Below are 14,897 nucleotides of genomic sequence, written 5' to 3'. Positions count from 1 at the left end.
TTATTCAGCTTTATCAACAATCAAACTAATGTCTTCGATTCCTTTCAAATTCTTTGTTCGCATACCTTGCCAAACTTTTAGTTGATAGCGACCAGAGTCTTTTATTGGTAAATTTTCGCGGTAAACCAACATCATTTCTTTTGTTGTCATTCCTTTTCCAATCCAACTACCATCAGGATTTGCAATGTAATACTGCAAAGTATCAATCATTTCGTTGCCTTTTGGATCGATGAATTTCGTGAACAAATATAAGTTACTATATTCATACGACGTATTATTTCTTAAGACAAATCCAATGTTAACAGCTGATGGTTTTGGATCATTCACCTCAAATGTAAATATTTGAGGTTGATCACTTTTCCATTCATCTTTCACATCTTTTGTGTCTTGATAATAATGTTTTGCTTCGCAGCTAAACAACAAAAAGACTAAAATAAAAAGCAAACTACTGTTGCGTATCATCTGGTTTTGGTCCACGATTAAATCTTTTTTTATTTCGATTTTTCGATTTATTTGGATTCGGTTGAGAATTATTTGTTGAATTCTCCTCCTTCGTTTTCGGATTTTGCTCAGTATTTTGGTTATTTTGCTGAGGCTGTTTTTTAGGTTGTTGAGTTAACTGATTAGCCTGATTGTTTTGTTGGCTATTATTGCTCGGATTATTCGGTTTTCGCTTTTGTTGATTGCGATTGCGATTATTTCCTTGCGGTTTTTGTTGATCAGTATTAGGTTGAGCTTGTTGCTCATTCACCTGAGTTGGCTTACGCTTCTCTTTTGGCTGATTTGATTGCTGATTCGGATTCGAATTTTTATTCGGTCTTATTTGATTATTCTTTTTCGACTGATTTGGATTCTTACCTTGTTTATTTTCAGGACGATTCGTTTTATCTTTTGCTTCATTAGGCTGTTTTTGTTTTGCCTTCTGAGGTTTTAGATTATTCGCATTAGCAGCAACTTTTTCGTTTCCAGAATTTTGATTGTTCTTATTAATTCGTTTACGTTTTTTGTTCTGTTTTTCTTTGCGTTCAAAACGTTCTAATGAATCTTCTCCAATAACATCAGAAAAATCTGGTTTTGATTCTTCTACATTTTTCGCTAAGTCTTCTAAAGGCTGGGTTTTTTTACCTTTAGCTGTCATCGCTAAAAATTCTTGAATATCATCTACAGAAAATTTATACCATATAATTCCACCTTTGTCATAAGCAAACCACATTTCTTTCTTGAAAACATCTACTTTCACACAATGTGCCCAACCTTTTTCAGTTTCAAATCGACTCTCCATTGATGGAAAATGATTCAATGCATCTAAATATGAATCTAATTCAAAATTTAAACAACATTTTAGTTTCCCACACTGTCCAGCTAATTTCTGAGAATTGATTGATAATTGTTGATAACGTGCTGCAGCTGTACTAACAGAACGGAAATCTGTTAACCAAGTTGAACAACATAACTCGCGTCCACAAGAACCAATCCCTCCTACTTTAGCAGCTTCTTGACGGTAACCAATTTGTTTCATCTCTATTCTTACGCCAAATTTACCAGCGTAATCTTTGATTAATTGACGAAAATCGACACGTCCTTCTGCTGTATAATAAAATGTAACTTTCGCTCCATCTCCTTGGTACTCAACATCACAAATTTTCATTTCCAAATTAAGGTTTTTAGCCATAATTCGAGAATCTACCATTGTTTGTTTTTCTCTATCACGAAACTCTATCCAAGTTTCGATATCTTTTTGGTTCGCTTTACGATAAACCTTTTTGACATCTTCCGCAGTCCACGAAAGATTCTTCTTTTTCATTTGGATTCTAACAAGCTCACCCGTAAGTGTAACAACCCCGATATCATGACCAGGTGTTCCTTCAACAGCGATTACATCGCCAATATTTAGAGATATGTTGTTTTCGTTTTTATAATAAAACTTTCGATCGTTTTTGAAACGAACTTCCACAAAGTTGAACTTTTCTTGTCCATTAGGAAGTTGCATATTCGATAACCAATCAAAAACTGATAATTTTCCGCAACCATCAGTGCCACAAGCACCATTATTGTTACATCCTTTCGGAAGGCCATTAGAAGTTCCACAAGATCCACATCCCATGCTTTTATATTTTTTTAATGACAACACAAAGGTATGAAAATATTTTTCTGAATTTGTGAAATCATTTCGGTTAAGTTTTCGAATTTAAATCGAATCAAAAACTTCTGAAAATGAATAAGTTTGATCTAACCTAATACCTTTCTCGGTTAATTTTAAGGTTGCCAATTCATTGACATGATCGTGTTCAAAAAACAAAATATAATCATTTTCAACTGCTTTTTTCAAAAAAGCATCTTTTTCTTCTAATGTTATTAAAGGTCGTGTATCATACCCAATCACATAAATTAACGGAATATGCCCTACAGTTGGGATTAAATCTGCGATATACACTATTTTTTTTCCTTTATAAGTAATGATAGGCAACATTTGTTTTTCGGTATGACCATCTACGAATAGAATATCAAAACCAAGCGGAGAATTTTCTAATATTGAACCATTTTGTGGTAAATCAATAAAATTTAATTGTCCACTTTCTTGTAATGGTACTATATTCTCTTTTAAGAAAGACGCTTTTTCTCTCGGATTTGGATGCTCTGCCCAATCCCAATGATTGGCATTCGACCAAAATTTTGCATTTTTGAAAGAAGCTTCCAGATAATCTTTCTCTTTGTTGTACTGAATTGCACCTCCACAATGATCAAAATGTAAATGTGTTAAAAAAACATCCGTAATATCGTCACGATGAAAACCGTGTTTCGCTAAAGAATTATCCAATGATAAATCGCCCCATAAATAATAAAACCCAAAGAATTTTGCATCTTGTTTATTTCCTATTCCGGTATCGATTAAGATTAATCGTTCGCCATCTTCTATCAACAAACAGCGCATGGCAAGATTTATCAAATTGCGGTCATCAGCAGGATTTGTTTTATTCCAAATAGATTTCGGAACGATTCCAAACATGGCACCTCCGTCTAATTTAAAATTTCCTGTTTCTATCGTATATAATTTCATAATTTGTGGTTTCTAAAATTGTTTCAATGATTTAACGAAGATAAAAAAATAGAATATTATTGAAATAAATATCCAATATAGTTTTGAACAGCTTAAATTTGCAAAAATTTTGATTACAATGGCAAAAGAAGTTCGTGTAAGATTTGCGCCAAGTCCAACAGGTGCTTTACACATCGGAGGAGTCCGTACAGCGTTATACAATTATCTTTTCGCAAAACATAATAATGGGAAATTCTTATTAAGAATTGAGGACACAGACCAAACACGTTATGTAGAAGGTGCTGAGCAATATATTATTGATTCGCTGAAATGGTTAGGTCTAACACCAGATGAAGGCGTTGGTTTTGGAGGAGATTTAGGACCTTATCGTCAATCAGAACGCAAAGAAATCTACAAAAAATATGTAGACGAATTGTTAACGAATGGAAAAGCGTATTATGCATTTGATACAGCTGAAGAATTAGATGCAGCTCGTGCAAAAGCAGAAGAAAATAAAGAAACTTTTATCTATAATTGGTCAACAAGAGGAAACTTAAAAAACTCGTTGTCGTTGACAGAAGCTGAGACAACAGAATTAATTGAAAATGAAACACCTTATGTTGTTCGTTTCAAAATTGATGATTCGCGTACAGTTCTATTGGATGATATGATTCGTGGAAAAATCTCGATTGATGCCTCTACATTAGACGATAAAGTATTGTTCAAATCAGACGGAATGCCAACCTATCATTTAGCAAATATTGTAGATGACCATTTGATGGGAATTACACATGTGATTCGTGGTGAAGAGTGGTTACCATCTATGGCGTTGCACGAATTATTATATGATGGTTTTGGTTGGGAAGCACCTCGCTTTGCTCATTTACCATTAATCTTGAAACCAGAAGGAAAAGGAAAATTGAGTAAACGTGATGGAGACAAACACGGATTCCCTGTATTTCCAATGGAATGGAAAACTGAAGAGGGAATTGCAAAAGGATATAAACAAGAAGGCTATTTTCCAGATGCGGTATTGAATATGTTAGCCTTATTAGGTTGGAATTCTGGAACAGATCAAGAGATTTTTACGATGGATGAATTAATTCAATTGTTTTCATTAGAAAAAGTTTCGAAATCAGGCGCTCGTTTTTCTCCAGAAAAAGCAACTTGGTTCAATCATCAATATTTACAACTAAAATCTGTTGAAGAATTATTACCATCTTTTGAGGAAGTTTTGAAAGAAAATGGAATTGAAGCAGACGCTTCTCTGGATGCAAAAGTTGTAGAATTATTAAAAGAAAGAGCAAATTTTGTAAAAGATATTTTCGATCAAGGACAATTCTTTTATATAGCTCCTACATCATACGAAGAAAAAGCGTCTAAAAAAGCGTGGAAAGAAGATTCGAAAGAGATTTTGAATAAATTTATTGAAGTTTTAAATTCGTCTGAATTTGATGCTGAAACACTACACGATGCGATGGCTAATTTTGTTACAACTCAAGAAATTGGGTTTGGTAAAATTGGAATGCCTTTACGTCTTAGTTTAGTTGGTGCGTTACAAGGACCTGATGTTCCTGTAATTATGTCAATTTTAGGAAAAGATGAAACTATTGCTCGTATCAACAAGGCAATTGAAGTTTTAGGATAATATTATTTCTATCATAAATACAAAAGCCATTTGCATTGCAAATGGCTTTTTCTATTATAAATTGATTTTGACATCTTCTAACCGACCAAGTTCATCTTGCGTAAAAAGCGTATAATTAACTTTGAATGTTTTTCCAAGCGGAACTTCTAACGAAAATCCTCCTGCTCCAATTGCTTCAATTACATCTAATTCGAAATGAGCATATTTCCAATATTCAAATAAATCTTTATCCACCCAAAATTCGACATTGCCAATCTCTCCAATACAAACATCTTTATAACGAAGATAATATTCGCCTTTTCTAAAACATTGCGGCTGTGTTCCTTCACAACAACCACCAGCTTGATAAAGCATCAAATCACCATACTTTTCTTTCAATTCTTGAAGAAGATTTTTCGCTTTTTCTGTTGCATCCACTCTTTTCATATTGTTTTTTTTTTAGATGATTTGATCATGTTCTATTAAAAGAATCCTAATTTCTTTTTACTATAAGAAACTAACATATTTTTTGTTTGACGATAATGATCTAACATCATTTTATGATTTTCGCGACCAATACCTGACAATTTATATCCACCAAATGGAGCACCTGCAGGATAGCTATGGTATTGATTTACCCAAACACGACCTGCCTGAATTGCTCTTGGAACTTGGTACAACTGATGTGCATCTCTTGTCCAAACTCCGGCACCTAATCCATAAATCGTATCATTGGCAATTGCAATCGCTTCAGCCTCATCCTTAAAAGTAGTTACAGCTAAAACAGGTCCAAAAATTTCTTCTTGGAAAACACGCATTTTATTATGACCTTTTAACAAAGTTGGTTTGATATAGTATCCGTTTTCGATATCTCCTTGTAAATGATTCGCATCTCCACCTGTTAATACTTCTGCACCTTCTTCTTTACCAAGTTTAATATAACCTAAAATTTTATCATATTGAATTTGTGATGCTTGAGCACCAATCATTGTTTCTGGATCAAGTGGGTTTCCTGCTTTGATGGCGTTTACACGTTCTACAACTCGAGCAATAAATTTCTCGTAAATAGATTCTTGAATTAATAAACGAGAAGGGCATGTACAAATTTCACCTTGGTTCAAAGCAAACAATACAGCTCCCTCAATCGCTTTATCCAGAAAATCATCATCATGATCCATTACCGACTCAAAGAACACATTAGGCGATTTACCTCCTAATTCTAATGTAACTGGAATAATATTTTCTGTTGCATACTGCATTACAAAACGACCTGTTGCAGTAGAACCCGTAAAAGCAGCTTTAGATACTTTCGGATTTGTAACCAATGCACGACCTAACTCACTTCCAAAACCATTCACAATATTCAAAACGCCTGGAGGCAATAAATCGCCAATGATTTCAATTAAGAATAATATTGAAATAGGTGTTGATTCGGCTGGTTTTAATACGATACAATTCCCCGCAGCTAAAGCTGGAGCTAATTTCCAAACAGCCATTAAGATTGGAAAATTCCAAGGAATAATTTGCGCCACTACACCAATTGGTTCATGAACAATAATCGAAACTGTATCTTTATCAAGTTCATTTAAAGAACCTTCTTCAGCACGAATTACAGAAGCAAAATATCTGAAATGATCAATTGCTAAAGGAATATCTGCATTTAATGTTTCGCGAACAGGTTTTCCATTATCATATGTTTCTACAGCAGCAATATCTTGTAAATGTTGCTCCATTCGATCAGCTATTTTATTTAAGATTAAACTCCTTTCTGTTGCAGAAGTTTGACTCCAAGATTTAAAAGCTTCGTGTGCTGCATCAACAGCTAAACTTATATCATCTTCAGATGAATGTGCAGCTTGTGTGAAAACTTTTCCTGTTAATGGTGTCACAACATCAAAATATTTTCCTGATTTTGGTGCCGTAAATTTTCCATTAATATAATTGTCATAGTGCGCTTTGAAAGCTGGTAGATTTACTAAATTTGACATATTTATGTGATTTTAAATTTTTTACTTGTTCTAATTTAAAAATTTATATTGAATAAGTATGTTTAGAAAAAGTTAATTCTATTTGGTATAAAATTTGTACATTTGGCATCCGTCAATTATTGAATTGACCATTTACTAAAAAGGGGCTGACTGGTTTTGACAGCAGGGTCAATGGGTAAGTAAGCATGTAGTGATAGGTTGTGTACTCACTTTAATCAGGCACTTCAACTTTTTAACTGGCAACGAAGAGTACGCTTTAGCTGCATAATTCTGAATTTTAGTAAGAATTCGCCACGTCTATACAAGGTATAGAAGCTGAATGTTCCTCAAAAGCCTTGACTTACGGCGTTTGATAAAGGAACACGGGAAAGTAAGAATAGAAACCTTAGTGCATCGGATAGGTTTCGAGATTTTAGATGATAAGCGAATGACAGAGTGTTTGTTCTCAGGATTTCGTCGAAAATTAAGAATAGACTAAACATGTAGAAAGCTTATTTGTTGCTTGTTTGGACGCGGGTTCGAATCCCGCCAGCTCCACAACTCATGCTGACTATCAGCGAATTATAAAATACTCGGACTAAATCAGGGACTTTTTCCTAATTTTAGTCCGAGTTTTTCTTTATATTAAATATTAATTCAGTTTTTCTCATTCTTTTAGCGAGTTAATATTATTCATCTTATAGAGATTCTGTAATATGTTGATAGCATTCTATTATATCTACAAAATTTCTGTTGCCTTTAGTATTATGGATATACCAAGCTTTATTTAATGACAAAATAGCGTGACTTACAAAATAAATGTAGAATACTAATATTTTCTTTCTAGTAGTAAAAGAAAATCCAGATAATGTTTTTGTTTCTATGTTAGGCAATTTCGATTTTAAAGTTGGCGAGTACGGATTTTAAATATTATTGAATTACGCAAAACAAATATTTATTATGAATAGAATGACAAATTTATAAATAAATATTGATATAGAATGTTAATATACAGTGTTTTGTGATTTTAAAATTTAAGTTGCATATAAAATATTATTTCGTATATTTGAGTGTTATGCGTCAGTTTAATCCAAACAAGAAACGAATATGAAATATTTACTTTTATCATTTCTTTTAATCTTTACTACACTTGGTTTTGGACAAAATAAAAATAATCAGGAATTAGGATTGAAATCTGAAAGTGATAAGTGGATTGAAAATTTAGAAAAAATTGATTCTAAAGAAATGCAAATTCATTTAATAAAAGAAAAAATAAAACAAGACTCAATTATTAACTTTAAAAGCATATCTGATAAAATTGTAATAAAAGTAGAGGATGGTGAAAACATAAATGACGCATTAAGAAAGCAATCTAAATGTAAAATAATGTTTGTTCTTTTTCAAAAAAATGTTGGTCACTTACTTGACTTAAACCAATACCCTAATTATTCAGTTATTTTAAAATATTTAACAAACGAAACAATAAATTCAATCGAAATTCTAAAAAATGAAAATGCAACTTCTCTTTATGGAAGTCGAGCAATCTGTGGAGTAGTTATACTTAAAAGTAACGACAGAAAATTAAAAAAACTAATAAAGAAAAGTTTGCGGAATAAAAAACCGACCGCATAACAAGGGTTTTGCAAAATGGCGGAGTAACGGCTAAGTTGAAAATTTGTGCTTCGTAATCCGCAAAAGCCAATTTTATTGGCTTTTTTTGTAATTTAGCAAATAGAAATTGGCTTTTGCTACGTGTCGTCTAAATCGAAACTTCCGTCTTCGATTTCCCGCCACTTCGCAAAGCCCCGAACCGTTATCGGCAATACGAAATAAAGTAGTTCAGAAAAAATATTATATTTGCAACATAAATAAAAAGTAAGCAGAAAATGTAAAAATTAATTTCTTAGACAATCTAACAATCAGCTCAAAAAATTGGGCTCCCACTTTTGTTAAACTCAAAAAGAAATTAATTATGCTTACGATTCAAAATTTATCCTATTCACATCCCAATAAAAATACGCTGTTTACTAATTTAAGTATGACAGTAAACCATTCCGATAAAATTGCATTAATTGGCAATAATGGTGTTGGAAAATCTACTTTACTCAAACTTATAGCCAAGGAATTAGAACCTGATGACGGACAAATTTCCTCCGAAACCAAACCCTATTATATTCCTCAAATTTTCGGTCAGTTTAATGATTTGACAATTGCCCAAGCCTTACAAGTTGAAACCAAACTCAATGCTTTACACGAAATTTTAAACGGAAGTGTAGATGAAAAGAATTATAGCCTTTTAAATGACGATTGGACGATAGAAGAAAAATGTCAAGAAGCCCTAAGCTATTGGGATATTTCTGATTTATCACTATCTCAAAAATTAAGCGAATTAAGTGGAGGACAAAAAACAAAAGTCTTTCTCGCAGGTATATTTATTCATCAACCATCATTTGTTTTATTAGATGAACCCAGTAATCATCTTGACAAATCCAGTAGAGACTTACTATACGATTTTATTCAAACCTCAAGAGCAACTTTTATAATCGTTAGCCACGACCGAGAGTTACTTCAGTTATTAAATCCTATTTGTGAGCTCAACAGAAATGAAATTAAAGTTTATGGCGGAAACTATGAATTTTATAAAGAGCAAAAAGAAATTGAACAAAACGCCTTAAGTCAAGATATTCAGAGCAAAGAAAAAGCACTTAGAAAGGCGAAAGAAAAGGAGCGAAAAACAATTGAACGACAACAAAAATTAGATGTTCGAGCAAAAAAGAATTTAGGAAAAGCTGGACTTCCCAAGATAGTATCAGATGCTTGGAAGAATAATGCTGAAAGAAGCTCAGCAAAAATTGCCGGAGTTCATTCAGATAAAATTAATGGTATAAAAGAAGAACTTCAAGATTTGAGGCTTTCCGTTTCTGATATAGAACAAATGAAATTTGAATTTGATTCTTCCAATCTTCATAAAGGTAAAAATCTGTTTATAGCAGAAAATATCAATTTCGCATATAGAACAGGAGGTTTATTATGGGAGAAACCTCTAAACATTCAAATTGTCAGCGGTGAACGAATTGCTATCAACGGAAAAAATGGAACAGGAAAAACCACACTTATCCAAATAATACTCGGAAAACTTAAACCAACGGAAGGAAAAATATTTATTGCTGAAAGTCATTCTGTTTATATTGACCAAGATTATTCTTTAATCAATAATCATTTACAGATTTATGAACAAGCTCAAGAATTTAATCAAACCGGCCTTCAGGAACACGAAGTAAAAATCAGATTAGACCGTTTTTTATTTTCAAAAGATGATTGGGATAAGCCTTGTCATACATTGAGTGGCGGAGAAAGAATGCGGTTAATGTTGTGTTGTTTAAACATTGCTAATCAATCTCCCGACATTATTATCTTAGATGAACCTACCAATAATTTAGACCTTCAAAACATCGAAATTTTAACCAATGCAATCAATGAATATGAAGGAACTTTAATTGTAATTTCCCACGATAAAACGTTCTTACAAGAAATAAATATTGAACGAACTATTGAATTAATGAAGTAAAGCCGATAACATCGGTTTTGCAAGAGAGCGGGTTATTGTTTCCGTTCAAAGATTTTCGTTATATTTAAAGTTCCGTCTTCGCTTGGAAGTCTTATGCTAAAATCCGCTCCCTCGCAAAGCCGCGGCCCGTTGGCGGTAATTTTACCAAACAGAATGTTGAACATAAAAAAGTATAATCCGATGAAGCTATAAGTAACTGTCCAAAATAAACAACGTAAAACTTTTTCATTGCTTTCAAAAAGTAATGCGAACTTCTATTATCAACTTTTAAAAATTAGAAAAAATGACACAGTTACAAATGATTAACAAAACAAAATCTATAGCGCAACAAGACGAAAATGTTTCCGCTGTTTTTATGTATGGTTCATTTACCAAAAACGAAGGAGACAAATATTCTGATATTGAATTTTACATCTTTTTGAAAAATAAAGAAAATTTCTCGACAGAAAAATGGGTAAACCAAATTCATCCTGTGGCTTTATATTTTACAAACGAATATGGAAGCGAAGTGGCTATTTTTAAGAATATGGTCAGAGGAGAATTTCATTTTTTAAAAACGGAGGAAATTAAAATCATCAAATCTTGGGACGGAATAGTTACATTTAGCGATTTTGACCAAATGAACCTAATCGACAAAGACGGACATTTAACGAAAACACTAAATCAAATCAAAACGAAATCGCCCGAAAGAATAACAAATGAAAACATCTTGTGGTTAAGTCAATCATTACTGAATGTTATACTGACAACAAGCAACTTAATTAAGCGAGAAGAATTTGCTCATGCTCATCATAGTTTATCAAATGTTCAGAAATATTTGCTTTGGCTTATTAGAGCAAGAACAAACAAAACCCAACATTGGGAAAGTCCAACTAAAAGTCTTGAAAAGGATATTGATACGACTTGGTATTTTGCGTATAAAACAGTAACATCGGATTTAAATCCTAAAAATATAATTTTAGCTTTTGAAAACTCATTAAATTTATCGGAGAAACTATTTGACGAACTAAATATTGAACCAAAAATGAAAGAAATCCTACACGAAATAAGAAAAAACTACCGCTAACAAGGTATTGCCAAAAGCGGGGCTAAAGTGCTAAATTCAAAATTTGTGCTACTATCTCCGCCAAAAACGAATTTTATTCGTTTTTTATTTTTAAATTTAACTCATAAAAATTCGTTTTGGCTCGCCTCGGTGCAAAATCGAAACTTTCAGCTTCGAATTCCCCGCCTTCGGCAATACCCAAAACGTTATGTGCCATTTTTGAATGACAATGCGAATAGATACAGACAAACAAATGAATTTACTTAGTGATAAGAACGTTGCAATAATTGGTGGTGGACCCGTTGGACTGACTATGGCAAAATTATTACAGCAAAACGGCATAGACGTTTCAGTTTACGAAAGAGACAACGACCGAGAGGCAAGAATTTTTGGTGGAACCCTTGACCTACACAAAGGTTCAGGTCAGGAAGCAATGAAAAAAGCGGGATTGTTACAAACTTATTATGACTTAGCCTTACCAATGGGTGTAAATATTGCTGATGAAAAAGGCAATATTTTATCCACAAAAAATGTAAAGCCCGAAAATCGATTTGACAATCCTGAAATAAACAGAAATGACTTAAGGGCTATCTTGTTGAATAGTTTAGAAAACGACACGGTTATTTGGGATAGAAAACTTGTTATGCTTGAACCTGGTAAGAAGAAGTGGACACTAACTTTTGAGAATAAACCGAGTGAAACAGCAGATTTGGTTATTCTTGCCAATGGCGGGATGTCCAAGGTAAGAAAATTTGTTACCGACACGGAAGTTGAAGAAACAGGTACTTTCAATATACAAGCCGATATTCATCAACCAGAGATAAACTGTCCTGGATTTTTTCAGCTATGCAATGGAAACCGGCTAATGGCATCTCACCAAGGTAATTTATTATTTGCTAACCCCAATAATAATGGTGCATTGCATTTTGGAATAAGTTTTAAAACACCTGATGAATGGAAAAACCAAACGCAGGTAGATTTTCAAAACAGAAATAGTGTCGTTGATTTTCTTCTGAAAGAATTTTCCGATTGGGACGAACGCTACAAAGAATTGATTCATACGACGTTGTCATTTGTAGGATTGGCTACACGGATATTTCCTTTAGAAAAGCCTTGGAAAAGCAAGCGCCCATTACCCATAACAATGATTGGGGATGCCGCACATTTGATGCCGCCTTTTGCAGGGCAGGGAGTAAATAGTGGGTTGGTGGATGCCTTGATATTGTCTGATAATCTAGCCGATGGAAAATTTAATAGCATTGAAGAGGCTGTTAAAAATTATGAACAGCAAATGTTTATCTATGGCAAAGAAGCACAAGAAGAATCAACTCAAAACGAAATTGAAATGTTTAAACCCGACTTTACGTTTCAGCAATTGTTAAATGTATAAAATGGAATAAAACGGCACATAACAAACAAATTGGCAATAGAGCCGGTGAAGTACTTCTATTGAACTTTTGTGCAATGTTGAAGATTAGTAATTCTATTCAACATTTGTGCTAAAAGTCGGCTCCATCGCCAATTTGCCAAACGTTATGCGACATTTTATCCAATCACATTAAATTGACAAAATATTAAATAAAATGCTAAAACTTTACAAAGAAATTAATGGAGTTCTTCATTATTGGGAAACTTGGGATGAAGATGACAAAACAGGTCTTGTTCATTGGGGAACTGTTGGAGAAAATGGAGAGCAAAAAAAAGTAAAATCCACACTTTTAAAAAATTTTCATAAAATAATTCAACAGGAAATTAATGAGAAGATTAATGAAGGTTATGAGCAAATAGACGAAGATGATTTAAAATTTCTAATAATTGAATATAAACTAAATTCTGACTTTGGAAATGAAGAAGACTTGGAAAAACGGCACAGACTTGAAGCCAAAATGAATGAAGATTTGGGATGGAACCTATCATTGGGTAATTGGTTATTTTCTCACGGAAGAAGAGGCCAGGGGAACACAGGTTCACGATGCAGTAATTCCAAATCCCCGCATGGTGTTCATTTCACCTACAATTTACAAAGTACTTCCATGAAAGTAGCATTGATTGTTGCTGTTGATCAGCAATTCGGTATTGGAAAGAACAATGATTTGATGTGGCATTTGCCTGCAGATATGAAATTTTTCAAAGAAACAACCACGGGACATATTGTGGTTACAGGTAGAAAAAACTACGATTCCATTCCGGAACGTTTTCGGCCGTTGCCCAACCGCGAGAATGCGGTCTTAACACGCAATACCGAATATCATGCTCCTGGAGCAGTTGTTTTTTCTTCCTTGGAATCCTGTTTGGATCATTATAAAAATGAAGTGGAACGAACCGTTTTCATAATTGGAGGCGGACAAATTTACCGAGAAGCTTTAGCGCTTGATTGTGTTCAAGAGATGTTTATTACCCATGTGCAGGGCGAATTTGGTGCAGATACCTTCTTCCCGAAATTCGAAGCTGTCGCTTGGAATGTTGAAACGGTAGCAACCCAAGTAGTGGATGAGAAAAATGCCTATGCGTTTGAAGTGAAAAGGTATTGGAGGTAACGTGATTACTTGATGAGAAATAAGAAATCATTGTCTACCTACTTTCGTTATATTTGATCAAATAAAGAAACAAACCTGCACAAAAACATCAAGTATTATGCTGTTTTGTACAGAAAAGCCGTATCAATAAATAAGTTGTACGACATAGTAAAACCGAACCAAACAAAATGAAAGTCAGAGAAGAAAAGTTAAGAACAATTATAGAATGGTCGGAGAAAAACGAAGATGTAAGAGTTCTTCTTCTGACAAGTTCACTTGTAAATCCTTTAGCACTTGTTGACGAATTTAGTGATTTAGACATTGAATTTGTTTTTGAGGATAATACAAATTACATTTCAGACAAAAGCTGGACGCTTAAATTCGGAAATCCAATTGCTATGATTGAAGAAGACGAAAGTTGTTTTAACCATAAACACGCAATGAAAATGCTACTTTATGAAGACGGTGTGAAAGTAGATTTTAAACTTTACAGCAAATCAAAATTTATAAAGGAAACGCAAGAGAAAGAATTACCAGAAGATTGGGATATTGGTTATAAAATTTTAATTGATAAAGATGGTATTACAAAGCAAATGCTGAAACCAACTTATCAAATTTCCATTATCAAAAAACCGTCTGAAAAAGAGTTTCAAAATCTAATAAACGATTTTTGGTGGGACACAACTTACGTGGCAAAGTGTCTTGTGAGAGATGAAATATTCTATGCGAAATTTATGTCGGAAACCGTTATTCGCACAGAATATTTAATTCCTTTAATTGAATGGCACATTGCAAGTGAACACAATTGGAACATAACGACCAATAAATATGGACGACTTTTCAAAAAGTATCTTAACCAGGAAATGTGGGCTAAAACAGAACAAACATTTTCAGGGAGCGATATAAAGGAAAATTGGACTGCTCTATTTTCAATGACTGATTTAGTTTCAGAAATAGGAACTGAATTGTCAAAAAAATTAGAGTACAAATACCCGGATAAATTAGAAAATGACATACGAAAATATTTAGCTGGACTAAAACCCAAAACATAACTACGTCGTACAACATCGTATTGGCAATAGGCGGGCTGAACGGCTTCGTATCAACGGAAGTGCAAAATTCAACTTCTGTTCTTCG

12 protein-coding genes and 1 other RNA gene are annotated in these 14,897 nt (G+C 33.4%); 8 read left to right on the top strand and 5 right to left on the bottom strand.

Annotated elements, in window-relative coordinates:
* The 3 genes from NZD85_RS10045 to NZD85_RS10035 all read right to left on the bottom strand — a co-directional run bounded on the left by NZD85_RS10045 (window position 1) and on the right by NZD85_RS10035 (window position 3,058).
* Window positions 1–462: a gliding motility lipoprotein GldH gene (locus NZD85_RS10045; RefSeq protein WP_260541673.1), complete on the bottom strand. Its 462-nt coding sequence runs from the start codon at window positions 460–462 to the stop codon at window positions 1–3.
* On the bottom strand, window positions 446–2,104 hold the full coding sequence (ricT, locus tag NZD85_RS10040; RefSeq protein WP_260541672.1) for a PSP1 domain-containing protein: 1,659 nt from the start codon (window positions 2,102–2,104) through the stop codon (window positions 446–448). Before ricT ends, NZD85_RS10045 begins: the two co-directional genes overlap by 17 nt.
* Window positions 2,105–2,188: 84 nt before the next feature.
* The gene (locus tag NZD85_RS10035) at window positions 2,189–3,058 is read right to left on the bottom strand and encodes an MBL fold metallo-hydrolase (RefSeq protein ID WP_260541671.1); all 870 of its coding nucleotides are present in this window, start codon (window positions 3,056–3,058) and stop codon (window positions 2,189–2,191) included.
* Window positions 3,059–3,176: 118 nt separating this feature from the next.
* Here NZD85_RS10035 and gltX point away from each other — a divergent pair, with 118 nt between their 5' ends.
* On the top strand, window positions 3,177–4,685 hold the full coding sequence (gene gltX, locus NZD85_RS10030) for a glutamate--tRNA ligase (protein WP_225541340.1): 1,509 nt from the start codon (window positions 3,177–3,179) through the stop codon (window positions 4,683–4,685).
* A 54-nt stretch (window positions 4,686–4,739) separates the two neighbouring features.
* Here gltX and NZD85_RS10025 read toward each other — a convergent pair whose 3' ends face one another.
* Window positions 4,740–5,111 (bottom strand): DUF779 domain-containing protein, encoded by a 372-nt coding sequence (locus NZD85_RS10025; protein WP_260541670.1) that lies wholly within the window; start codon window positions 5,109–5,111, stop codon window positions 4,740–4,742.
* Window positions 5,112–5,146: 35 nt separating this feature from the next.
* Window positions 5,147–6,652: an aldehyde dehydrogenase family protein gene (locus tag NZD85_RS10020; protein WP_188319351.1), complete on the bottom strand. Its 1,506-nt coding sequence runs from the start codon at window positions 6,650–6,652 to the stop codon at window positions 5,147–5,149.
* A gap of 142 nt (window positions 6,653–6,794) precedes the next feature.
* On the opposite strand from NZD85_RS10020, the gene ssrA reads away from it, so the two are divergent.
* The 7 genes from ssrA to NZD85_RS09985 all read left to right on the top strand — a co-directional run bounded on the left by ssrA (window position 6,795) and on the right by NZD85_RS09985 (window position 14,812).
* Window positions 6,795–7,192, top strand: a transfer-messenger RNA (tmRNA) gene (gene ssrA, locus NZD85_RS10015).
* Between the two features lie 546 nt (window positions 7,193–7,738).
* Window positions 7,739–8,263 (top strand): hypothetical protein, encoded by a 525-nt coding sequence (locus NZD85_RS10010; protein WP_032132333.1) that lies wholly within the window; start codon window positions 7,739–7,741, stop codon window positions 8,261–8,263.
* Between the two features lie 340 nt (window positions 8,264–8,603).
* On the top strand, window positions 8,604–10,199 hold the full coding sequence (gene abc-f / locus NZD85_RS10005) for a ribosomal protection-like ABC-F family protein (RefSeq protein WP_090410526.1): 1,596 nt from the start codon (window positions 8,604–8,606) through the stop codon (window positions 10,197–10,199).
* A gap of 283 nt (window positions 10,200–10,482) precedes the next feature.
* The gene (gene lnu(H) / locus NZD85_RS10000; RefSeq protein WP_260541668.1) at window positions 10,483–11,265 is read left to right on the top strand and encodes a lincosamide nucleotidyltransferase Lnu(H); all 783 of its coding nucleotides are present in this window, start codon (window positions 10,483–10,485) and stop codon (window positions 11,263–11,265) included.
* Window positions 11,266–11,467: 202 nt separating this feature from the next.
* Window positions 11,468–12,634 carry a tetracycline-inactivating monooxygenase Tet(X2) gene (locus NZD85_RS09995; protein ID WP_008651082.1) on the top strand — a complete coding sequence of 389 codons (1,167 nt, stop codon included), beginning with the start codon at window positions 11,468–11,470 and terminating at the stop codon, window positions 12,632–12,634.
* 193 nt (window positions 12,635–12,827) lie between these two features.
* Window positions 12,828–13,781 (top strand): dihydrofolate reductase, encoded by a 954-nt coding sequence (locus NZD85_RS09990; protein ID WP_216650029.1) that lies wholly within the window; start codon window positions 12,828–12,830, stop codon window positions 13,779–13,781.
* Between the two features lie 167 nt (window positions 13,782–13,948).
* Entirely contained in the window at window positions 13,949–14,812 is an 864-nt protein-coding gene (locus NZD85_RS09985) for an aminoglycoside 6-adenylyltransferase AadS (RefSeq protein ID WP_003013318.1), read from the top strand.
* The last annotated feature ends 85 nt before the right edge of the window (window positions 14,813–14,897 follow it).

The sequence above is a fragment of the Empedobacter stercoris genome, assembly GCF_025244765.1.
Classification (GTDB): domain Bacteria; phylum Bacteroidota; class Bacteroidia; order Flavobacteriales; family Weeksellaceae; genus Empedobacter; species Empedobacter stercoris.
This window is presented reverse-complemented; position numbering and strand designations above follow the sequence as displayed.